16 protein-coding genes and 1 tRNA gene are annotated in these 21,004 nt (G+C 72.0%); 8 read left to right on the top strand and 9 right to left on the bottom strand.

Annotated elements, in window-relative coordinates; all coding sequences use genetic code 11:
- Positions 1–183: 183 nt before the first annotated feature.
- From MKK53_RS10795 to MKK53_RS10785, 4 genes are all read left to right on the top strand, one after another.
- Positions 184–1,704, top strand: a complete 1,521-nt coding sequence (locus tag MKK53_RS10795; protein ID WP_243928694.1) for a phytoene desaturase — start codon at positions 184–186, stop codon at positions 1,702–1,704.
- Positions 1,685–2,761 carry a phytoene/squalene synthase family protein gene (locus MKK53_RS10790; RefSeq protein WP_243928693.1) on the top strand — a complete coding sequence of 359 codons (1,077 nt, stop codon included), beginning with the start codon at positions 1,685–1,687 and terminating at the stop codon, positions 2,759–2,761. Before MKK53_RS10795 ends, MKK53_RS10790 begins: the two co-directional genes overlap by 20 nt.
- Positions 2,758–2,889, top strand: a complete 132-nt coding sequence (locus MKK53_RS25400) for a hypothetical protein (RefSeq protein WP_279598965.1) — start codon at positions 2,758–2,760, stop codon at positions 2,887–2,889. The genes MKK53_RS10790 and MKK53_RS25400 overlap by 4 nt, the downstream gene beginning before the upstream one ends.
- Before the next feature lie 286 nt (positions 2,890–3,175).
- A complete protein-coding gene (locus MKK53_RS10785; protein WP_243928692.1) occupies positions 3,176–4,474 on the top strand; it encodes an MFS transporter in 1,299 nt (432 codons plus the stop codon).
- A 19-nt stretch (positions 4,475–4,493) separates the two neighbouring features.
- On the opposite strand, the gene hemC is transcribed toward MKK53_RS10785, so the two are convergent.
- The gene (gene hemC, locus MKK53_RS10780; protein ID WP_243928691.1) at positions 4,494–5,417 is read right to left on the bottom strand and encodes a hydroxymethylbilane synthase; all 924 of its coding nucleotides are present in this window, start codon (positions 5,415–5,417) and stop codon (positions 4,494–4,496) included.
- Positions 5,418–5,589: 172 nt separating this feature from the next.
- Between hemC and MKK53_RS10775 the strand changes: the two genes are divergently transcribed.
- Both MKK53_RS10775 and MKK53_RS10770 read left to right on the top strand, forming a co-directional pair.
- Entirely contained in the window at positions 5,590–6,504 is a 915-nt protein-coding gene (locus tag MKK53_RS10775; protein WP_243928690.1) for a metallophosphoesterase, read from the top strand.
- A 480-nt stretch (positions 6,505–6,984) separates the two neighbouring features.
- Positions 6,985–7,437 carry an ABC transporter ATPase gene (locus MKK53_RS10770; RefSeq protein WP_243928689.1) on the top strand — a complete coding sequence of 151 codons (453 nt, stop codon included), beginning with the start codon at positions 6,985–6,987 and terminating at the stop codon, positions 7,435–7,437.
- A 12-nt stretch (positions 7,438–7,449) separates the two neighbouring features.
- On the opposite strand, the gene MKK53_RS10765 is transcribed toward MKK53_RS10770, so the two are convergent.
- Both MKK53_RS10765 and MKK53_RS10760 read right to left on the bottom strand, forming a co-directional pair.
- Entirely contained in the window at positions 7,450–8,982 is a 1,533-nt protein-coding gene (locus MKK53_RS10765; protein ID WP_243928688.1) for an acyl-CoA carboxylase subunit beta, read from the bottom strand.
- A 139-nt stretch (positions 8,983–9,121) separates the two neighbouring features.
- A tRNA-Val gene (locus MKK53_RS10760) sits at positions 9,122–9,196 on the bottom strand.
- A gap of 167 nt (positions 9,197–9,363) precedes the next feature.
- Between MKK53_RS10760 and MKK53_RS10755 the strand changes: the two genes are divergently transcribed.
- Complete coding sequence (locus MKK53_RS10755) at positions 9,364–9,693, top strand: SelT/SelW/SelH family protein (RefSeq protein ID WP_243928687.1); 330 nt, start codon at positions 9,364–9,366, stop codon at positions 9,691–9,693.
- A gap of 97 nt (positions 9,694–9,790) precedes the next feature.
- Complete coding sequence (locus MKK53_RS10750; protein ID WP_243928752.1) at positions 9,791–11,971, top strand: sensor histidine kinase; 2,181 nt, start codon at positions 9,791–9,793, stop codon at positions 11,969–11,971.
- 114 nt (positions 11,972–12,085) lie between these two features.
- Here the strand turns inward: MKK53_RS10750 and MKK53_RS10745 are convergent, their stop codons facing one another.
- The 6 genes from MKK53_RS10745 to MKK53_RS10720 all read right to left on the bottom strand — a co-directional run bounded on the left by MKK53_RS10745 (position 12,086) and on the right by MKK53_RS10720 (position 21,002).
- Positions 12,086–13,231, bottom strand: a complete 1,146-nt coding sequence (locus tag MKK53_RS10745; RefSeq protein WP_243928686.1) for an ABC transporter permease — start codon at positions 13,229–13,231, stop codon at positions 12,086–12,088.
- Positions 13,228–14,244 (bottom strand): ABC transporter permease, encoded by a 1,017-nt coding sequence (locus MKK53_RS10740; RefSeq protein WP_243928685.1) that lies wholly within the window; start codon positions 14,242–14,244, stop codon positions 13,228–13,230. The genes MKK53_RS10745 and MKK53_RS10740 overlap by 4 nt, the downstream gene beginning before the upstream one ends.
- Positions 14,241–16,199: an ABC transporter substrate-binding protein gene (locus MKK53_RS10735; RefSeq protein WP_243928684.1), complete on the bottom strand. Its 1,959-nt coding sequence runs from the start codon at positions 16,197–16,199 to the stop codon at positions 14,241–14,243. Before MKK53_RS10735 ends, MKK53_RS10740 begins: the two co-directional genes overlap by 4 nt.
- A 161-nt stretch (positions 16,200–16,360) precedes the next feature.
- Positions 16,361–17,230: a hypothetical protein gene (locus MKK53_RS10730; RefSeq protein WP_243928683.1), complete on the bottom strand. Its 870-nt coding sequence runs from the start codon at positions 17,228–17,230 to the stop codon at positions 16,361–16,363.
- Positions 17,230–19,071: an ABC transporter ATP-binding protein gene (locus tag MKK53_RS10725; RefSeq protein WP_243928682.1), complete on the bottom strand. Its 1,842-nt coding sequence runs from the start codon at positions 19,069–19,071 to the stop codon at positions 17,230–17,232. The genes MKK53_RS10730 and MKK53_RS10725 overlap by 1 nt, the downstream gene beginning before the upstream one ends.
- Positions 19,068–21,002: a glycosyltransferase gene (locus MKK53_RS10720; protein WP_243928751.1), complete on the bottom strand. Its 1,935-nt coding sequence runs from the start codon at positions 21,000–21,002 to the stop codon at positions 19,068–19,070. Before MKK53_RS10720 ends, MKK53_RS10725 begins: the two co-directional genes overlap by 4 nt.
- Positions 21,003–21,004: the final 2 nt, after the last annotated feature.

Genomic DNA, 21,004 nt, shown 5'->3' with positions numbered 1-21,004 from the left:
TGATTCCATCCATCCCGTCGCGTCGTTCGCCGTGGCGACCGTGCCCGGGGCGATGCCGCACGGCCCGCGTGGCCGGCAAGGCCCGCTGCCAGGACCATGCCAAAGCGTCACATCTGCGCCATCGTGGCCGCGGCCGGATTTTCTCTCTTGCATCCCGGAAAATCGCCGGGCTAGTGTCAAGTTATGTTGACACTGGCGACCAGACCGGAGTCGAGGGAGGCGGGCGATCCGCGGCCCCACGCCGTGGTGATCGGCTCCGGCTTCGGTGGGCTGGCGGCGGCCGTGCGGCTCGGGGCGCGGGGGTACCGGGTGACGGTGCTGGAGCGGCTGACGCAGCCCGGTGGCCGGGCCCGCGTCCACCGCCGGGACGGCTTCACCTTCGACGCCGGGCCGACCATCGTCACCGCGCCGTTCCTGTTCGAGGAGCTGTGGCAGCTCGCCGGCAAGCGCATGGCGGACGACGTCACCCTGGTGCCGATGGACCCGTTCTACCGGATCCGGTTCAGCGACGGCGAGACCTTCGACTACAGCGGCGACCCGGAGCGGATGCGGGCCGAGGTCGCCCGTTTCTCCCCGGGGGACGTGGCCGGCTACGAGCGGTTCATGGCCCATGCCCGCGCGGTTTGCGCGCTGGGCTTCGAGCAACTCGGAGACGTGCCCTTCGGCTCGGTGAAGGCGATGCTGCGAATCGCCCCCGACCTCGTGCGCCTCTCCGGCCATCGGAGCGTGCATTCCGTCGTCGCCCGCTTCATCCGGGACGAGCGGCTGCGCACCGTGTTCAGCTTCCACCCCCTGTTGATCGGCGGCAACCCGTTCCGGGCGAGCGGGGTCTATTGCCTGATCGCCGACCTCGAACGGCGCTGGGGCGTACATTTCGTCATGGGCGGTACGGGCCGGCTGGTGGACGGGCTGGTGCGGCTGATCCGCGGCCAGGGCGGCCGGCTGCGCCTCGGGGCCGAGGTGGAGGAGATCCGCGTCGAGGGTGGGGCGGCCACGGGGGTGCGCCTCGCGGGGGGCGAGACGATCCCCGCCGACATCGTGGTCTCGAATGCCGATTCGGCGATGACGCAGGGCCGCCTCCTGCCGGCGCCCCTGCGCTGGAGCCCCCGGCGGATGCGCCGGTCACGCTCCTCCATGGGGCTGTTCGTCTGGTACTTCGGCACCCGCCGCCGTTACCCGGACGTGGCCCACCACACGATCCTGCTCGGGCCGCGCTACCGCGAACTGCTCGCCGACATCTTCGAGCGCAAGGTGCTCGCGGAGGATGCGAGCCTCTACCTCCACCGCCCCACGGCGACGGACGAAGGCCTCGCGCCGCCGGGACAGGACTGCTTCTACGTCCTCGCCCCCGTCCCGAACCTCGCGGGCGGGCAGGATTGGGCGGCGCTGGCCGAGCCGTATCGCCGCCGGATCTCGGCGATGCTGGAGGAGAGCGTGATGCCGGGCCTGGAGGCCGAGCTGGTCACGAGCTTCGTCACCACCCCGCAGGATTTCCAGGACGACTTCCTGAGCTACCGCGGCTCCGGCTTCGGCCTGGAGCCGGTGCTGACCCAGTCGGCGTGGTTCCGTCCGCACAACCGGTCGGCGATCGCGAACCTCTACCTCGTCGGAGCGGGCACCCATCCAGGGGCCGGCTTACCCGGCGTGCTGTCCTCCGCCCGAATTCTCGATCGCGTGGTGCCGGATGCCCGTGTCACGGCCTGAACCCATCCGCGCCGACGACCGCGCGGCCTGCCGCACGGCGATCCGTGCCGGCTCGAAGAGTTTCCACGCCGCGGGGCTGCTGCTGCCGCAGGCGGTCCGCCGGTCGGCCCACGGACTCTACGCCTTCTGCCGTCTCGCCGACGACCTCGTGGACGGCACGGACGACGCGGGCGGGCGGGTCGCCGCCGTGGCCCGCCTGCGTGAGCGCATCCGCCGGGCCTATGACGGCCTGCCCGCCGACGATGCCGCCGACCGCGCCTTCGCCGCCACCGTCTCCGCCCACAGCATCCCCGAGGCGCTTCCCCTGGCCCTGGTCGAGGGGCTGGAATGGGACGCCCACGGCCGCCGCTACCAGACCATCGGCGACCTGCACGCCTACGCCGCCCGGGTCGCGGGGTCGGTGGGGGTGATGATGGCCCTCGTCATGGGCGTGCGGGATGCCGACGCCCTGGCCCGCGCCTCCGATCTCGGCGCGGCGATGCAGCTCACCAACATCGCCCGCGACGTCGGCGAGGATGCCCGGATGGGCCGCCTCTACCTGCCCCGCGACTGGATCGACGAGGCGGGCCTCGACGCGGCGGCGTTCCTCGCCGATCCGCGCCCCTCGCCCGAACTCTCGCGGATCGTCGCCCGGCTGCTCGCCGAAGCGGACCGTCTCTACGCCCGGGCCGAGGCGGGCATCGCCTCGCTGCCCCCACGCTGCCGTCCGGCGATTCGGGCCGCCTCCCGGATCTACGCCCAGATCGGCCGCGAGGTGGCGCGCAACGGCTACGATTGCGTCACCCGCCGGGCCCGGGTCGGGGGTCTCGCCAAGCTCGGCCACGCCTTCGGCGCCGCGCTGCCCCGGCCGGCGATGCGCGGCTTCGCGATGCCGCCCCTGCCACAGACGGCCTTCCTCATCGCGGCCGTGTCGGCGCATCCGACCCCGCGGAGCCCCGGCGGGCTCCCGTCCTGGTGGGACCTGCGGGGCCGGGTGCTCCATGTCCTCGACCTGATCGAGCGCCTGCGGGAGCGCGAGGCCCTCCACGGGGCGGTACCCCCCAGCATCGCCCGGTGAGCGACCGGCTGTTCGCAGCCCTCGACATCGGCCTCGTCTTCGCCCTCGCCCTCGGGGGCGGGCTCTGGCACCTCCGGGCAGTCCGCCGCAGCATCCGCGAGGACCGGGAGCGGGACACCCGGCGCTGAGGGTGCCGGCCCTGGCGATGGGGCCTCGGCCTTCCTGGGAAGCTGCACGACTCGCGGGAGAGGGCGACGCCCGGGCTCGGTCCGTCTCGCCCAGACAGGCGGCGGCGCATGGGAACACGCGCCCGACATGCTTTGCCGGCCCGGTATCGGCCCGGGCGGAATGTCACACCCGGCCGCGATAAACTCCTACAAATCCCCGCACCCGTCGGTATGCTCCCCCCATGCGCGCCGTCACGGACGCGCCGGAGCGCCGCCCAACGGCGCCCATTCCGAATGGGGGGTATCCATGCGCACGGCATCGCCGCGCCTCAAACGCATCCAGATCGTGTCGCTCGTGCTGCTCGTGAGTGCGGGGGTGCTGAACTACGTCGATCGGGCGACCCTGGCCGTGGCCAACCCGCTGATCCGCGAGGAACTCGGGCTGTCCCTCGGCGATATGGGGCTGCTGCTCTCGGCCTTCCTCTGGGCCTACGCCTTCTCGCAATTGCCCGCCGGCGCCTTGGCCGACCGGTTCGGGCCGCGCCTGACGCTGACCGTGGGGCTGAGCCTGTGGTCCCTCGGGCAGATGCTCGGCGGCGCGGTGAACGGGTTCACCCAGTTCTTCGCCGCCCGGATCGCCCTGGGGATCGGCGAGGCGCCGCATTTTCCGACCTGCGCCCGGGCCACCCGCGACTGGTTCAACATCCGCCAGCGCGGCTCGGCCACCGGCATCTGGAACTGCGCCTCGTCCCTGGGCAGTTTCATCGCCCTGCCGCTGCTCACCGGGCTGATGCTGATCTTCGGCTGGCGGGCGATGTTCGTCATCATGGGCGGGGTGGGGCTGGTGCTCGCCGCCGTCTTCTACGGCGTCTTCCGCAACCCGCCCGAAGTGGAACTGACCGCGGACGAGCGCGCCTTCCTGCGCGAGGGCGACACGGCGGGGGCGAGCGCGCCGGTGACGCTCGAGGACTGGAAGCGCCTGTTCCGGTTCCGCACCACCTGGGGGATGATCGTCGGCTATTTCGGCAGCATCTACGTCACGTGGCTCTACACGGCGTGGCTGCCCGGCTACCTGGAGATCGAACGCCACTTCACCATCGCCAAGACCGGTTGGGTGGCCGCCATTCCCTTCGCCTTCGGCGTCGCGGGGGGCATCTTCGGCGGGGTGGTGGTGGATCTGCTCGCCCGGCGCGGGCTTTCGCCGATCGTGAGTCGGAAGCTGCCCATGGCCGGCTCCCTGAGCCTCACCGCGCTGTTCACGCTGATCGCGGCCTGGACGCCGAGCGACACGGTGGCGATCGCCTGCATCTCCCTGTCGCTGTTTCTGGTCTACCTCTCGACCTCGGCGGCCTGGGCGATGGCCTCCGTGGCCGCGCCGGCCAATTGCACCGCCTCGATCGGCTCGATGCAGAATTTCGGCGGCTATGTCGGCGGGGCGCTCGCCCCGACGGTGACCGGCTACATCGTCCAGAACACCGGGCATTTCGGCCCGGCGCTGGTCACCGCCTCGGTGATCGCCCTCGTGGCCGCCGCCGGCTACTGGACCCTGATCCAGGAGCCGATCCCGGCCACCGATGCACTGCCGGCCCAGGCGTTGACCGCCTGAGCGGGCGGCGGCGCCCGTCCTATTGGAGGTGGCGGGTGTAGGTCTCGCCCGCGTCGGCCTTCAGCGCCGCCCCGGCTTCCCGGCCGATGCGCTCGGCCTCCGCCACCGGCCCCCGGCGGGAGACGGCCCAATGCCGGCTCCCATCCGGCAGGAACAGCAGCCCGTCGAGGGAGAGGACGTCCCCCTTGATCCGCGCCAGGGCGGCGATGGGCGTCCGGCAGGAGCCGTCGAGCTCGGCCAGCAGCGCCCGCTCGGCCGAGATGGCCACGGTGGTCGTCTCGCAGGCGATGGGCGCCAGCAGCGCGCGGATCTCGGCATCGTCCGCCCGGGACTCGATGCCGAGGGCACCCTGGGCCACCGCCGGGAGCATGGTTTCCACCGGCAGGATGCTGCGCGCCATCCCCTCCAGGCCGAGGCGTTCCAGCCCCGCCAGGGCCAGGAGCGTCGCATCGCACTCGCCGGCTTCGAGCTTGCGCATCCGCGTGTTCGCATTGCCGCGCAGGGGCACGACCTTCAGGTCCGGCCGGTGCATCAGCACCTGCGCCGCCCGGCGCAGGGACGAGGTGCCGACCCGGGCGCCCTCGGGGAGGTCCAGCAGCTGCTCGGCATGGGGGGAGAGGAAGGCGTCGCGCGGATCGTCGCGTTCGAGGATGCAGGCGATGGCGAGCCCCTCGGGCAGCCAGGTCTCCACGTCCTTCATCGAGTGGACGGCGACGTCCACCTCGTTCGCGAACAGCGCCTGTTCCAGTTCCTTGGTGAACAGGCCCTTGCCGCCGATCTCGGAGAGCGGCCGGTCGAGGATCTTGTCCGCCACGGTGGTGACGACGACCAGTTCGGTCTGCAGGCCGGGATTGGCGGCCACGATCCGGTCGCGGACCATGCCGGTCTGGGCGAGGGCCATCGGGCTGCCACGGGTGCCGATGCGCAGGGGGCGGTTCAGCATGTCTCGGATGTGTCGCTTCTCACGGACGGGTCGCCCGGAAGACCTTATAGAAGCCCATGCCGAGCTTCCATCACCTTGAGGGATCCGGTTCAGCCGCCGTCAACCGAAGGCTGCGTATATCGCGGGGAACGGGGCCTGTTTCGGCCCCGACGGAACGGGACGACCGACGATCATGCTGATCCTGCCGAGCCGGCGTCAGGTGCTCACCGGCCTCGGGGCGGCGGCGGGCGTCGTGGGGGCGACGGGCGTCTACGGCTTCGGCGTCGAGCCCCTGCACCGCCTCGTCGTGACGCGCTACGCCCCCGCGCTGCCCGGTTGGGCGGACGGCCCCGCCCTGCGCATCGCCGTGCTGGCCGATTTCCACGTCTGCGAGCCGTTCATGCCCTTCGACCGGGTGGCGGAGATCGTGGATGCCACCAACGCCCTGCGCCCCGACCTCATCCTGATGCTCGGGGACTACCCGGCCGGCGAAGTGGCATGGAGCCGGCTGCCCCTCGCGGATTTCGCCCGGCTGGCCGAGGGCCTGCGCGCGCCGCTGGGGACGTACTCGATCCTCGGCAACCACGATTGGTGGGACGATCACCACACCCAGGCCACCCTCGGCGGCACGCCCCAGGTGCGCCGGCTCCTCGAGGCGAGGGGCATCCCGGTGCTGGAGAACGACGTGCTCCGCCTCGCCCGGGACGGAAAGCCGTTCTGGCTCGCCGGGCTCGGCGACCAGGAACCGTTCAAGGGCCGGCTGGAGGGGGTCGATGACCTGCCGGGGACCCTGGCGAAGGTCACCGACGACGCGCCGGTCATCCTGATGGCGCACGAGCCGCACATCTTCCCGGAGGTGCCGTCGCGGGTGGCGCTCACCCTGTCTGGCCACACCCATGGCGGCCAGATCCGCCTGTTCGGCCGCTCCCCGGCCATCCGCCGCATCGCCGGGCACGACCTCTCCTACGGGCACTGCACCATCGGCGACCGGCACCTCATCGTCTCGGGCGGGTTCGGCGTCAGCCGCATCCCCGTCCGGTTCGGCGTACCGCCGGAGATCGTGCTGGTGGAGCTGGGACGATCCGCGCCGGAGGCCACCTCGGCCTGACGGGCCGATCACCGAACCCGTCCTCGCGAGCGCAGCCGGGCGATCCAGTCGGCACCGCCTTTTCCGGACACGTCGCGCCCTGGATTGCTTCGCTCCGCTCGCAATGACGTCGCGGGTAGGGGCGACGGTGTGGGTCGCCCGCATATGCTGCCATTCCCACCGCCGTCCTTGCGAGCGGAGCGAAGCAATCCAGGGATCCGCCACGGCGTCCGAAGGTGGCGCCGCCCTGGGTTGCTTCGCTGCGCTCGCGATGACGTCGCGGGTGGGGGCGACGGTGTGGGTCGCCCGCATCCGCTCCCATCCCCACCGCCGTCCTTGCGAGCGGAGCGAAGCAACCCAGGGATCCGCCACCGCTTCCGAAGGGGGCGCCGCCCTGAGTTTCTTCGCTGCGCTCGCAAGGACGGTGGAGGCGGCGGGGAGGGCAGGGGCCTGCGCGGTCGCATCCATCCCCTTTCGCGCGGCGCGCGCTAGATGGACCGCATGCGCGCGATCCTTCTCCTCCCGATCCTCTGCCTCGCGGCCGGCTCCGCCCGGGCGGACGAATGCGAGACCCTGGCCTCCAGAGTCGTGACCGAGACCGGGGCCAAGGCCGACCAGACCCGGGCCGACTACGCCACCTTCACCGCCGGCCCCGACATGACCCTGAGTCTTGCCTGTGGGGCGCCGGCGTTGTCCTCGGTGGGCGCCCAGTACCGGGGCGCGAACCCGCCGGAGGCGTACTTCACGACCTTCGGCAAGGCCGGCCACGCCGTGACGGGCATCGATGCCACGACGATCACCGAGGCCGCCCACAAGGCCAAGGAGACGGCGTCCCGCATGCGCCACAGCAACGTGGACCTCGGCGGTGCCCTGGTGACCTGTTCGACGATGGTCTCGCCCGACAAGGGCCCCCTGACGCTGTGCGCGGTGATCGAGCACAGCGACAAGAGCTGACGCCCCTCCCGCTTACAGCGGGATGTTGTCGTGCTTCTTCCAGGGCTGCTCCATCTCCTTCGTGCGGAGCATCCCCAGCGCCCGGGCGATCCGCTTGCGGGTGGAGTGGGGCATGATCACCTCGTCGATGTAGCCGCGCTCGGCGGCCACGAACGGCGAGAGGAAGCGGCCTTCGTATTCGGCGGTGCGGGCGGCGATCTTGTCCGGGTCGCCGAGCTCGTTGCGGAAGATGATCTCCACCGCGCCTTTGGCGCCCATCACCGCGATCTGTGCCGTCGGCCACGCATAGTTGAGGTCCGCCCCGACATGCTTGGAGGCCATGACGTCGTAGGCGCCGCCGAAGGCCTTTCGGGTGATGATCGTCACCAGCGGGACGGTGGCTTGGCTGTAGGCGAAGAGCAGCTTGGCGCCGTGCTTGATGAGGCCGCCGTATTCCTGCGCCGTGCCCGGCAGGAAGCCCGGCACGTCGACGAAGGTCACGATCGGGATCGAGAAGGCGTTGCAGTAGCGCACGAAGCGGGCCGCCTTCCGCGAGGCGTCGGAATCGAGCACGCCCGCCAGCACCATCGGCTGGTTGGCGACGAAGCCCACGGTGCGCCCCTCGATCCGCCCGAACCCCGTCATGATGTTGCGGGCGTAGGCGGCCTGGATTTCGAAGAAATCGCCCTCGTCCACCACCCGGCGGATCAGCTCGCCCATGTCGTAGGGCTTGTTCGGGTTGTCGGGGATCAGCGTGTCGAGCGACATGTCCAGGCGGTCCACGTCGTCGAAGCTCTCGATCTCCGGCACGCCCTCGATGTTGTTCGAGGGCAGGAAATCGAGCAGGCGACGGATCTGGAGGATCGCCTCCACATCGTTCTCGAACGCGCCGTCCGCGATGGAGGATTTCGAGGTGTGGACCTTGGCGCCGCCGAGTTCCTCGGCGGTGACGACCTCGTTGGTGACGGTCTTCACCACGTCGGGGCCTGTCACGAACATGTAGCTCGTGTCGCGGACCATGAAGATGAAGTCGGTCATGGCCGGCGAGTAGACGTCGCCGCCCGCGCAGGGGCCCATGATCACCGAGATCTGCGGGATCACGCCCGAGGCCATGACGTTGCGGCGGAACACCTCGCCGTAGCCGCCGAGCGCCGCCACGCCCTCCTGGATGCGCGCGCCGCCGGCATCGAAGATGCCGATGATCGGGGCGCGCATCTTCAGCGCCATGTCCTGCACCTTCACGATCTTGGCGGCGTGCGTCTCGGAGAGCGAGCCGCCGAACACCGTGAAGTCCTTGGAGAAGAGGAAGACCGTCCGGCCGTTGATGGTGCCCCAGCCGGTGACGACGCCGTCGCCGGGGATCTTCTGGTTCTCCATGCCGAAATCGGTGGAGCGGTGCTGCACGAACATGTCGAACTCCTCGAACGACCCGTGGTCGAGGAGGAGTTCGATGCGCTCCCGCGCCGTGAGCTTGCCGCGCTTGTGCTGGGCCTCGACACGCTTCTCGCCACCGCCGAGGCGCGCCTGGTCCCGGCGCTCGGCGAGCTTGTCGAGGATGTCCTTCATGGTCGTAATCCGCCCCTGGCCTGCCAAGCCGCCCGGTTAAGCCCGGATCGATCTTGAGCGTGTGCTGTCGAAGCGCCCTTAGCACGGGCCTTCGGCACGGCAAACCGTAGGTTGGGGGTGTTTCCGGCGGGGAGGGAGATGGTGGACGGTGCAGGGATCGAACCTGCGACCTTTCCCGTGTGAAGGGAACGCACTACCGCTGTGCTAACCGTCCGTTCCGCAGCCTGCGCGGCACGCAAGCGCTGCGCGGGGGCAGGCAATGCACCGCCCCGCGACCGGATGTGGGGCTTCTAGGGCCGTCGCCCCCGCGCCGTCAACCCGCCCCGTGACGGATTGCGGGCCGCGGTTGACTTTCCTCGCCCACGGGTGCGCTGTGCGGCCATGGGAGAGGCGAAAGCGGGTCCGGTTCCGGGGGAGGCCGCCGCGGAGGTCGCGTCTGAGCGGCTCCGGGTGGCGATCACCTATTGCGTCCAGTGCAACTGGCTCCTTCGGGCCGCCTGGATGGCGCAGGAACTCCTTTCGACCTTCAAGGACGACCTCGCCGAGGTGGCGCTCATCCCGGCGACGGGCGGCGCCTTCCGGATCGAGGCCGGGGACGCTCTCCTGTGGGAAAGGGTCCGCGACGGCGGCTTCCCCGACGTGAAGGCCCTGAAGCAGCGGGTTCGCGACAGGCTCGATCCCGGCCGCGATCTCGGCCATATCGACAGGTGACGATGGTCCCGAACGCGCACATGCGCCGTGGCCGCTGGAATTCCCCCGGAGCGACCTGCCGGTGAGCTTGCGAGACGACCGAGAGCACGGCCCGCTCCTGGCGGGGCCGCCCCCGCGGCGTTCGTGGTTCTCCCGCCGCCTCCGCCGGTTCGGCCGCAACGGGTTCTCCACGCAGGTCTATCTGGTGGCGCTGGTGGTGGCGCTGATCGGCCCCGGCCTGCTGTTCACCGCGATCCTGCTGATGCGCTACGCCTCCGCCGAGCGGGCGCGGTTCGAGCAGGACGCCCGGGAGAACGTGCGCGGCATCAGCCTGTCCCTCGACCGGGACGTGGCCGGCCTCGTCTCCGTCCTCCAGACGCTGGCGACCTCGCCCCGCCTGCGCGACGGCGACTTCTCGGCCTTCGACTCGCAGGCGCGCCTCGTGCGCAGCTCCCTCGACCTCGACGTGCTCCTGCGCCGGCCCAACGGGCAGGAACTGGTCAACACGGGCGTGCCGCGCGGGGCGCCCCTGCCGGTGGCGCCGCTGCCGATCGATGCGGAGCTGGGCAAGGGGCAGGTCCGGGCCCTGGTCAGCGGCTACGTCCCGGCGATGAGTTCGGACGATGCCAGCTACGCCGTGGGCGTGCCGGTGGTGGTCGATGGCGAGGTCGCCTACATCCTCAGCTTCACGGTGCCCCTGTCGCGGCTGCAGGGCATCCTGGCGCGGGAGGTCGTGCAGGGCTGGACCACCGGCATCTCCGACCGCAACGGCCTCGTCCTGGCGCGGCTGCCGGACCCCGCGACGGTGGTCGGCCGCCCGCGCCTCGCGACGCTGCGCCAGAGCCAGACCGGGACGCCCGGCGTCTGGGAGGGGTTGGACCGGCAGCGCCGGCCCGTCGCGGTGGTCGAGACGCGCTCGCGCCTCACCGGGTGGACCGTCGCCACCAGCATCCCGCAGACCCTCGTCGATGCCCGGGTGCGCCGGTGGATCTGGGCCTTCGCCGGGTTCGGCCTGCTCGTGCTCGCCACCTCGTCGGTGCTGGCAGTGAGCCTGTGGTCCCGCGTGACCCGCCCCCTGCGGCAGCTGGCCGCCTCCGGGCCGGCGCTGGCGCGGGGCGAGGCGATCCCCCGGGTGGCCTCGCCCGTCCACGAGATCCAGCGGCTCGCGACCGTCCTCTCGGACGCGTCCCTGCGGATCCGCACCCGCGAGGAGGAGCGCGACCGCGCCCTGGAGGAGACGCGCCTCGGCCTCTCGGCCCTGAAGGAGAGCGAGGCCCGGTTCCGCCACATGGCGGATTCGGCCCCGGCCCTGATCTGGATGACCGACGAGACCGGCGCGGTGAGCTTCGCCAACCTGCATTTCGACCATCTGTTCGGCATGCCCGCCGCCGCCCTCGCCGATGCGGGCTGGGAGCGGATCATCCACCCGGACGACCTGGACGGGTTCCGCGGGATCTTCGAGGATGCCTTCGCGGCCCGGGGGCCGTTCCGCACCGAGACCCGCATCATCGACCGGACGGGGGCGGTGCGGTGGCTCCGCTGCGAGGGCGTGCCGCGCCTGGACGACGGCCAGCGCTTCCTCGGCTACACCGGCTGCAACGTCGACATCACCGACGCCAAGCTCGCGGAGGAGCATCTGCTCCTGCTGATCCACGAGCTGAACCACCGGGTGAAGAACACCCTGGCGACGGTGCAGTCCATCGCCGCCCAGTCCCTGCGCGGCCTCGACGGGCCGGAGGCGGAGGCCGCCCGCGCCGCCTTCGAGGCGCGGCTTCTGGCGCTCGCGCGGGTCCACGACGTGCTCACCAAGGAGAGCTGGGACGGGGCCGAGCTGTCGGCCGTGGTCGCGGACGCGATCCGCCCCCTCGACACGGCCGACGACGTGCCGTCGCGCTTCACAGTCACCGGGCCGGCATTCCGGCTGCCGCCCCGCCTCGCCCTCTCCATCGCCATGGCGCTGCACGAACTCGGGACCAACGCGGTGAAGTACGGCGCCCTCTCCAACGAGGCCGGGCGGGTCTCCATCGAATGGGCCGTGCGCCGCGGGGAGGAGACGCAGCTCACGCTGTGCTGGCGCGAGAGCGGCGGCCCGCCGGTGAAGAAGCCGACGCGCACCGGCTTCGGCTCGCGCCTGATCGAGCGCAGCCTCGCCCGGGAGCTGGCGGGGGAGGTGACCCTTTCCTACGAGCCGGCGGGCGTCGTCTGCACGATCACGGCACCGGTTCCCCCGCCCGGCCAGCCGGAGCGCAAGAACGTGGCGGCGCCGACCCGGATCGCGCCCCTGCCGCTGGCGGGGTGAGGAAGCGAATAGGGAGTAGCGAATAGCGAATAGGGGGAAGGATTTGCGAAATCTCGCTCGCCCATCTGCCACGCCTCACTATTCGCTATTCGCTACTCCCTATTCGCTGAAACCCTAATTGTAAGGGTCGGCCGCGTCGCGCAGCCCGTCGCCGACGAAGTTGAAGGCCAGCACCGTCACCAGCACCGGCACCACCGGCAGGAGCAACCACGGGTAGAGCTGCACCGCGGCGAGGTTCTGCGCCTGGTTCAGGAGCACGCCCCAACTCGTCACCGGGGGGCGCAGGCCGAGGCCGAGGAAGGACAGGGCCGTCTCGCCCAGGATCATCGTCGGGATCGACAGGGTCGCCGAGGCGATCAGGTGGCTCATGAAATTGGGGATCAGGTGCCGGCCGATGAGCCGCGCCGGGGAAGCGCCCATCAGCTCCGCCGCCTGCACGAAATCCTCCTCCCGCAGGGCGAGGAGCTTGCCGCGCACCGCCCGGGCGAGGCCGGGCCAGTCGAGCAGGCCGAGGATCACCGTGATCCCGAAGAACACGAGGAGCGGGCTCCAGTTCGCCGGAAGGGCCGCCGACAGGGCGAGCCACAGGGGCAGTTCCGGGATCGACCGGACGATCTCGATGAGGCGCTGGACGGCGGCGTCGGTCACGCCGCCGAAATACCCGGCGATGCCGCCGAACAGCAGCCCGAGGGTGAAGGAGATCGCCACCCCCACGAGGCCGATCGTGAGCGACACCCGGGTGCCGTAGACGATCCGCGAGAACTGGTCCCGCCCGAGCCGGTCGGTGCCGAGGAGGAACAGGGTGCCCCCCTCCGGCGGGCAGACGAGGTGAAGGTCGGTATGGACCAGCCCGAGCCAGTCGTAGCCGTCGCTCCGGCAGAGGAAGCGCAGGGGCTGGGGCCGGCCCGTGTCGGTGCGGTAGTCCCGGCGGAACGTGTCGAGGTCGAGGTGCGACCGGTACGGGTAGACGAAGGGGCCGATGAAGCGCCCCTCATGGATCATGTGGACGCCCTGCGGCGGTGCGTAGAGGAAGTCGCCGTCCCGCCGGGCCTGCCCGTAGGGGGCGATCATCTCCACGAACGGGATCAGGGCGTAGAGGAAGAGCAGGACCAGCGCGAAGGCGACGGCGAGCCGGTGGCGCAGGAACTTCCGGGCGATCAGACGCCACGCGGAGGCCGAGCCGGCCGGGGTATCGCCCCGCTCGTCGGGGGCGAAGGGCGCCGGATCGACGAAGTGCCGGCTCTCGGTCAGGCCGCTCATCGCTGGCCCATGCGGATGCGCGGGTCGAGCCAGACGAGGGTGAGGTCGGAGATCAGCATGCCGACGAGGGTCAGGGCGGCGACGAACATCAGGATGAAGCCCGCCATGAACTGGTCCTGGTTGCGCAGGGATTCGAGCAGCAGCGGCCCCACGGTCGGCAGGCTCAGCACCAGCGAGACCAGCACCGAGCCCGAGACGAGGTGCGGCAGCAGGTTGCCGATATCGGCCACGAACGGGTTCAGCGACATGCGGAACGGATATTTCAGCAGCGCCCGGGTCGGCGGGAGCCCCTTGGCGCGGGCGGTGACCGTGTAGGGTTTGGCGAGTTCGTCCAGGAGGTTGGCCCGCATCCGGCGGATCATCGCCGCCGTGCCCCCCAACCCGATCACCAGGGTCGGGACCACGAGGTGGGCGGCGAGCGAGCGGAGCTTCTCCCCGTCCCAGGGCCGGTTGGTGAGGGAGGCATCGTAGAGCCCGCCGATGGAGAGGCCGAACCAGCGGTTGGCGTAGAACAGCATGATCAGCGCCAGCAGGAAGCCCGGCACGGCGAGCCCGACATAGCCGAGCACGGTGACCACCGCGTCCCCGATCGTGTGCCGGTGCGTCGCCGAGTAGATCGCCGCCGGGATCGCCACGAGGTGGACGAAGATCACCGCCGTCACGTTGACCAGCAGCGTGAGCCACAGGGCGTCGCCGACCACGTCGGCCACCGGCTTGTCGTACTCGAACGACCAGCCCCAATCCCCCTGCAGCAGCCCGGAGAATCCCACCGGCCCCGGCATCAGCCCGACCCAGATTAGGTATTGCTCCCAGACCGGCCGGTCGAGGCCGTATTGCCGGATCAGCAGTTCGGCCTTCGCCACCGAGCTGGCCTCGCCGGTGGCGCGCAGTTCCATGATGCGGTTCGTCAGATAGTCCCCCGGGGGGAGCTTGATGACGAAGAAGACCAGGGCGGAGATGATCAGCAGCGTGACCGCCATGGTGACGAGGCGCCGGAGGACCTGGACGATCATCGTGCCTCGGCCCTGTCGTCGGCGGCGCCGTCCCAGAACATCTCGTCCAGCCGTTGGACGCCGATCATGGCGGTGGGCTCCCAGGAATAGAGGGCCTTCGCCGGCAGGTTGACGAGGCGGTCGGCGGTGACGACCGGCTGGAGGGCGCCCGCCACGGTGCCGATCACCCACGTGTTGCGCGCGTGGTTCATCAGCATCTCGCGCCAGATCGCGGCCTGCCGGGCGGCGTCGTCCGTGGCGCGCCACTGCCGGTCGAGGTCGAGGAGGCGCTGCACCTCCGGCACGTCGCAGGCCTCGCCGCTGCGGCCGTGGCTGTCCACGTTCATCGACCAGCGCGGCCAGGCATAATGGTCCGGCTGGGCGGGGCTCAGCTCGGTCGGCGGCATGATGGCGGTGGGCACCGCGTTGTCGAGACCCTGGGCCGCCACCATCACCGTCAGCCCGCCCACGGAGCGGCGGCGCAGGTTGGTGCGTTCCTGCGGCTTGGTGAGGAGGCGGATCCCCACCTCCCGCCAGAACTCGGCGATGAGGGTCAGGGCGTCGAGGATCTCGCCGGCCTCGCCGTCGCTCTCCACCACGATCTCGAGGGGGCGGTCATCGGGCATGATGCGGATGCCGGACCCGTCGCGGCGCGCGAGCCCGACCTCGTCGAGGAGGCGGTTCGCCTGCGCCGGGTCGTAGCCGGCGTTCAGGGTGCGCAATTCAGGCGAGTAGAGGGGCGAATCGCTGACCACGGTGTCGTTGCCCTCGGTGCCGAGGCCGAAGAGCAGCGTGTTGTTCAGCGTCCGCCGGTCCATGGCCAGCGACAGGGCGTGGCGGAAGCGGATGTCCCGGTTGAGGGCGCGGAAGACGGGGTCCAGTGTGGTCAGGTTCGGGTAGAGGGCCACTTCCGAGCCCCGGGCCACCGGCCAGAGGTTGGTGCGGTAGCGGTGGGCCTTCTCGCCCTCCTTCAGGCTCGGGATGTCGGGCATCGTCAGGCCGCGGAACATCAGGTCCGCCTCGCCGGCATTGGTCTTGGCGACCAGAAGGACGCTGGAGGCGACGTCCATCACGATGCGGTCGATGTACGGGAGCTGCGTGCCGGCGGAATCGACCCGGTGATAGCTGCGGTTGCGCTCGAAGGTGAACCGCGTCGCCGGGGAGCGGGTGCGCGGCACCCACCCCTGGAGGGTCGGGCAGTCGGGGTTCATCAGCTCGTAGTTGTCGTCGAGCCGGTTGTGGAGGGCGGCCCAGCCGCGCAGCTTCTGTGCCTTCGCCTTGGCCTCGGCGGCCTCCTTGCCGACGTAGCGGGGGTGGAACGGCTTGAGGTAATGCGCCGGCCGGTAGATCAGCGGATCGCGCGGGGCGGCCAGGGCCGGCAGGAACATCGGGTTCGGCCTGTCCCAGACGTAGCGGACGGTCCGCGCATCCGGGAAGGAGACCTGGGGCGGCTTGCCGTCCACCAGGAAGAAGGCGGGCGGGCCTTCCGGGCTCAGCTCCTTCTGATTGGCGACATCCTCCCAGTAATAGCGGAAATCCTCGGTGGTGAATGGCTGTCCGTCCGACCAGCGGTGCCCGTCCCGCAGGGTGAAGGTGAACCGGCCGCCCTCGACCTCGATCCGCTCCAGCACATCGGGCTGGAGGGTCAGCGCGGCGTCGTACCCGACGAGGCGCGTATAGCCGTAGACCGAGAGGTAGCGGACGTCCCGGGCCTTGGCGATCAGCGTGCGGATCGTCCCCCCGGCCCGCCCGAGGCGGCGGCCGTGGGCGGCGAGGTCGGCGACGAGGGGCGTCGCGGGCGGGGCGGGGGCGTCCTCCGCGAGGGCGCGGCGGGGGAGGAGGGTGGCGGCGGCGAGGCCGGCGAGCAAGGCGCGGCGGGAGACCTCGGGCCCCTCCCTCCACCCCCTGCGGGGGAGGGTACCCTGCGCAGCCGGGGGGGAGAGGGGAGCGAGGGGGCCAGAGGTGTCGCGCGGCATGCCGCTTCCTGCGGCGGCGCTCCCCTCTCCCGACCCCCTTCGGGGGCCACCCTCCGCCGCAGAGGGGGGAGGGAGTGTCATCGCCCCGCGCGCCGCATCGGTTCGACCGCCGCCGCGCCCACCATGCCGAAGCGAACCCCCCTTCGCCCTCCCCCCGCCGGTCACGACCCGCCCCCGTGCAACTCCACATAGGTGAGCCGGGCCGGGGAGTAGCCCGTCGCCCGGTGCATGTCGTCGAAGGCGTGGGAGCGGGCGATGAGGTCCGCCGCCTGCTGGGCCTCGGCGTCTCCGGCGGGTTGCTCGAACGGACGGCCGTTGCGGGTCCAGCGGATCGGCTCGGGAGCGCCGTCGAGGGCGGTGATCATCGCGATGGTCGGGTGCGCCGGGCCGCCATGGGCGTGGATGCGGTGGGCCGCCGCGTCGTCATCGAACAGCAGGCGCGTGAGACCCCGGACATGGGCCTCCACCACCCGCCGGGCCTGGGAGACGTGGTCGTCGAAGAAGGCCACCGTGTCGGCCGGATCGAGCATCGACCAATCCGCGTAGGACCAGTCCTGCCGGCTGTAGCGAGCCTCCGGGTCGCGATACTGGAGGCCTGACAGGTCGGGGTCGTGGCAGAACAGGCGCACCTCCGGGCAGGCCTGCCGGATGACCCAGGTCGTCAGCCCCCGGAACACGCCGGATTCCACGACGAAGCCGGGACGCAGGACCCGCATCGCCACGTAGAGTTGCAACGCGCCGTTGAAGCCGCTGCCCCCCCGGCGCTGGCGGACAGGCGCGGTGGGGATCAGCTCCCAGAAGGTCTCGCACAGGGCGCGGATGTCCTCCCGCGGCGCGAGGCCGGCGGCATGCAGGTCCGCCTCGAGGGCCCTGGCGGCGGCATCGAGGAGGCGTTCCACCTCCCGGGGCGAGGTCGGCCGGTGGCTCCAGTCCGGGGCGGCGGGGACGAGGTCGTAGCCGAGGCGATCGAACAGGGGGCCGAGCACCTTCCGGCGCAGGCGTTCGAGGACGACGGGGGGGCGGGGCTGCATCAGGCGGCCTTCTGTGTCGCGAGGGCGCCGTGGCGGACCCGGTGGCCGGCCTCGATCTCCACCATGGTGCCGGCTTCCTCGGGGGCGAGGCGGAACGGCTCAGGCCAGCGGGCGGGGTCCGAGGCTTCGCCTGTCACCTTGGCGAAATCGAGGGGATGGTCGAGGCTCGGGTCGGGCACCGCGGCCAGCAGGGCCTGGGTGTAGGGGTGGACCGGCCGCCGGAACAGCGCCGCCCGGTCCGCCTCCTCCACGATCCGCCCCCGGCACATCACGCTGATCGTGTCGGCCATGTAGTCCACCACCGCCAGGTTGTGGGAGACGATGAGGTAGGAGAGGCCGAGCGCCGCCTGCAGGTCCTTCAGCAGGTTGAGGATCTGCGCCTGCACCGAGACGTCGAGGGCGGATACCGGCTCGTCCAGCACGAGGAGCTTCGGCTCCAGGCTGAGCGCCCGGGCGATGCCGATGCGCTGGCGCTGGCCGCCGGAGAAGGCGTGCGGGTAGCGCGACAGCGCCGACGCCTCCAGGCCCACCATCGCGATCAACTCGCGGCACCGCTCCCGGCGTGCGGCCTGCGGCACGCCGTGGATCTCCATCGGCTCGGCCAGGATCTGCCGCACGGTCATGCGCGGATCGAGGGAGGCGTAGGGGTCCTGGAAGACGAACTGGACGTTGCGGCGGTAGGCGAAGAGGGCGTCCCCCGAGAGACCGTGGACGTCCTGCGGGCCGGCGCCGCCGTCGAACAGGATGCGGCCCGTATCCGGGGGCAGCGCCCGCATGATCATCTTCGACACGGTGGTCTTGCCCGAGCCCGATTCGCCGACGAGGCCGAGGGTGCGCCCACCCTCCAGGGTCAGCGACACGTCCGACACCGCCTGCACGATCCGCGGCTTGGCGAACAGGCGGCCGGCGCGCAGCGTGAACGCCTTGCTGATGCCCTCCACCCGCAGCACCGGGCCCGAGAGGCGCGGCGCCTCCCGGGCGGGCGGGATCGTCGCCCGGGCGGGGCGGATCGGCGTCAGGCGCTCGCCCGGCGCCATGTCGAAGCGCGGCACCGCCTCGATCAGCGCCTTCAGGTAGGCGTGGCCCGGCCGCCGCATCACCTCGGCCTTGGGGCCGGATTCCACCAGCCGGCCCCGGTACAGCACCGCGACGTCGTGGGCGATGTTGGCCACCACGCCGAGGTCGTGGGTGATGAGCAGGATCGCCATGCCGGTCTCGTCCTGCAACCGGCCGAGGAGGGCGAGGATCTGCGCCTGGGTGGTGACGTCGAGGGCGGTGGTCGGCTCGTCGGCCACCAGCAGGGCCGGGCGCATGATCAGCGCCATGGCGATCATCGCCCGCTGGCGCAGGCCGCCGGACAGTTCGAACGGATACGTCCGCAGTGCCCGCTCGGGATCGGGGAAGCCGACCCGGGCCAGGGCCTCCATCGTCCGTGCGTCGGCCTCCCGCCGGTCGGCGCCCGTGTGGATGCGCAACGCCTCGCCGATCTGGTCGCCCACCGTGTGCAGGGGCGACAGGCAGGTCATGGGCTCCTGGAAGATCATCGCGATCCGCTGGCCGCGGATGGCGCGGATCGCCGACCCGTCCTCGGGCAGACGGGCGAGGTCGACCGGCCCCTCGCCGCCGTCGAACAGCATCTGCCCGCGGGTGATCTCGGCCGAGCGCGGCAGGATCCGCAGGATCGCCTGGGCGGTGACGGATTTGCCCGACCCCGATTCGCCGACGAGGGCCAGGGTGCGGCCCCGGGGGATGTCGAGGGACAGGCCGTGCAGGGCCTCGAACCGGCCCGTCTCGGTGCGGAAGGCGACGGCGAGGTCGCGGATCGACAGCAGCGCGCTCAACCGGCCCTCGCGCGTTCGGCCCGCACGGAGATAGGCGCCCGCGCCCGCCCGTCCACCGCCGGGGCGAACAGGTCGCGCGGGTCCCGCCACTCCACCGCCGGGTGGTCGAGGAGGGGCAGGAGGCGGGCGAGGAATGCCCACACCGCCCCGTCATGGGCGAGGTGGTGGGTGAGGAGGCCGAGCGGCCGGTCCGATCCGCCCTCCGCATGGTCGGCGAGGGCGGACAGCAGCGCCTCGGGGTCGCGCAGGGAGCGGGTGCCGCGCCAGTCGATCACGTCGAGCGCCGCGTCGGCGCGGGCGAGCCCGGCGACCGGGCCCCCGCCCGCGGCCGACAGGCCCGCGTAGCCGAGGGCGGGCAGGGCTTCGGCGAGATCGGGGGCGATCCTGTTCCAGGGCGGCACGAAGACCGGCAGGAGCCTGTCGCCCGGCAGATGGCCTCGGGCGAGCGCGAGGGCCGTGCGCGCGTCCTCGCGCAGGGTGGCCAGCGGACGGTGCGGGCCGAACTCGGCGGGCTTCTCGCCCGGAGGGGCGTGGTTGGCGTGGGCGAGGCCGTGCACCGCGAGGCTGACGCCGGGCTCGCCCGCGAGGCGTCGGCCGAGGGAGGGGTCGACACCCGCCGGAATGGCGGCGATCAGGATCGGGCGCCCCCCGGCCAAGGAGAGCAGGCGATCGAGGGCGGGCGTGGCGGCCACGGCATCGTCGTCGCGCCACCACAGGGGGACGGCGCGCCCGGCCGCCGCGGCGCGGTCCAGGGCCGCGCGAAGCCGCATGAAGCCGTCGCCGCCCTGCGCCCGCCGCATCTCCTCGACGATGGCGACGGTGCGGGTGCAGCCGTCGAGGGCGAGGCCGGGGCCGCCCGGGCCCCCTCCCCACGGGCGGGGAGACGAGGGGGGCACGCCGTCCACGGCGTCGAGCGCCGCGGCCAGGAGCGTGTCCGGCGAGAGCGCGGCCTCCGGCACGATCCGGGCGAGGCCGAGGGCGGCGAGGCGTTCCGCGCGCAGGCGCTGTTCCGTCTCGCGGCCCGCCTCGAAGGGCACCAGGATCGCGGGGGTTCCCGTCACCAGCAGGTCCAGGGCGGTATTGTAGCCGCACTGGCTCACCGAGACGGATGCGGCGGCCAGGAGGTCGCGGTAATCCGCCCGTGCCCGCATCACCGTTCCGGGGGGCAGGTCGGCCGACAGGGCGGCGAGGGTATCGTCGGGGATGCCGTGGCCGACGAGCAGCCGCCAGCCGAGGTCGGGCCGACGCCGGGCCGCCCCGGCCGCGGCGCGGAACAGGCCGAGCCCCGCCGCGCTCGATCCGGCCGCGACGAGGATGCCGTCCCGCCGGGCGGGGGCCGGGTGCGGGCCGCCCTCGTCCACATAGCCGGTGTAGCGGAGCTTGCCGGCGATCCGGGCATCGACGGGCCAGGAGGCGTCCAGGGGCACGAGGGCGGGGTCGCCGTGGACGAGGACGGCGTCGTAGAGCGCCGCCACCCGGGCATGGGCCTCGTCCACCTTGGCCGGGCGGTCGGGGGGCACGAGGATGTCGCGCACCGAGGCCAGGATCAGCGGTCGCTCCGGTCGGGCGCGGGCCGCCTCCACCAGGGCCAGGAACTCCTTCGCGAGCCCGCGACGGCCGAAGGGGAACAGCTCGGTGATCACCGCGTCCGGCGCGAGGGCGGCGAGGGTGTCGAGGAGGAGCGCCCGGCGGGCGGCCAGGGTCTCCCCGTCCGCCGGTCCGCCGTCGGGGCCGATCAGCCGGGTAAAGTCGATCCCTTCGATCCGCAGGGGCGGGAGCTGCACGAGGCGCACGCCGTCGAGGCGCACCAGCGGCGCCGGCCGCCCGCCCGACACCAGCACGGCCTCGTGGCCCGCCGCCGCGAAGGCGCGGGCCAGGGCGGCGGCGCGGGTCAGGTGGCCGGCGCCGAGGAGATGGGTGACGGCGATCATGA

The organism is Methylobacterium sp. J-076, from assembly GCF_022829405.1.
Lineage (GTDB): Bacteria > Pseudomonadota > Alphaproteobacteria > Rhizobiales > Beijerinckiaceae > Methylobacterium.
This window is presented reverse-complemented; position numbering and strand designations above follow the sequence as displayed.

Bases quoted from the DNA above. Each gene is read 5' to 3' on its own strand.
- MKK53_RS10745 (WP_243928686.1), bottom strand. From the start codon at position 13,231: ATGAGCGGCCTGACCGAGAGCCGGCACTTCGTCGATCCGGCGCCCTTC.
- MKK53_RS10795 (WP_243928694.1), top strand. From the start codon at position 184: ATGTTGACACTGGCGACCAGACCGGAGTCGAGGGAGGCGGGCGATCCG.
- MKK53_RS10720 (WP_243928751.1), bottom strand. From the start codon at position 21,002: ATGATCGCCGTCACCCATCTCCTCGGCGCCGGCCACCTGACCCGCGCC.
- MKK53_RS10775 (WP_243928690.1), top strand. From the start codon at position 5,590: ATGCTGATCCTGCCGAGCCGGCGTCAGGTGCTCACCGGCCTCGGGGCG.
- MKK53_RS10735 (WP_243928684.1), bottom strand. From the start codon at position 16,199: ATGCCGCGCGACACCTCTGGCCCCCTCGCTCCCCTCTCCCCCCCGGCT.
- MKK53_RS10770 (WP_243928689.1), top strand. From the start codon at position 6,985: ATGCGCGCGATCCTTCTCCTCCCGATCCTCTGCCTCGCGGCCGGCTCC.
- MKK53_RS10790 (WP_243928693.1), top strand. From the start codon at position 1,685: ATGCCCGTGTCACGGCCTGAACCCATCCGCGCCGACGACCGCGCGGCC.
- MKK53_RS10785 (WP_243928692.1), top strand. From the start codon at position 3,176: ATGCGCACGGCATCGCCGCGCCTCAAACGCATCCAGATCGTGTCGCTC.
- MKK53_RS10730 (WP_243928683.1), bottom strand. From the start codon at position 17,230: ATGCAGCCCCGCCCCCCCGTCGTCCTCGAACGCCTGCGCCGGAAGGTG.
- MKK53_RS10755 (WP_243928687.1), top strand. From the start codon at position 9,364: ATGGGAGAGGCGAAAGCGGGTCCGGTTCCGGGGGAGGCCGCCGCGGAG.
- MKK53_RS10765 (WP_243928688.1), bottom strand. From the start codon at position 8,982: ATGAAGGACATCCTCGACAAGCTCGCCGAGCGCCGGGACCAGGCGCGC.
- hemC (WP_243928691.1), bottom strand. From the start codon at position 5,417: ATGCTGAACCGCCCCCTGCGCATCGGCACCCGTGGCAGCCCGATGGCC.
- MKK53_RS10740 (WP_243928685.1), bottom strand. From the start codon at position 14,244: ATGATCGTCCAGGTCCTCCGGCGCCTCGTCACCATGGCGGTCACGCTG.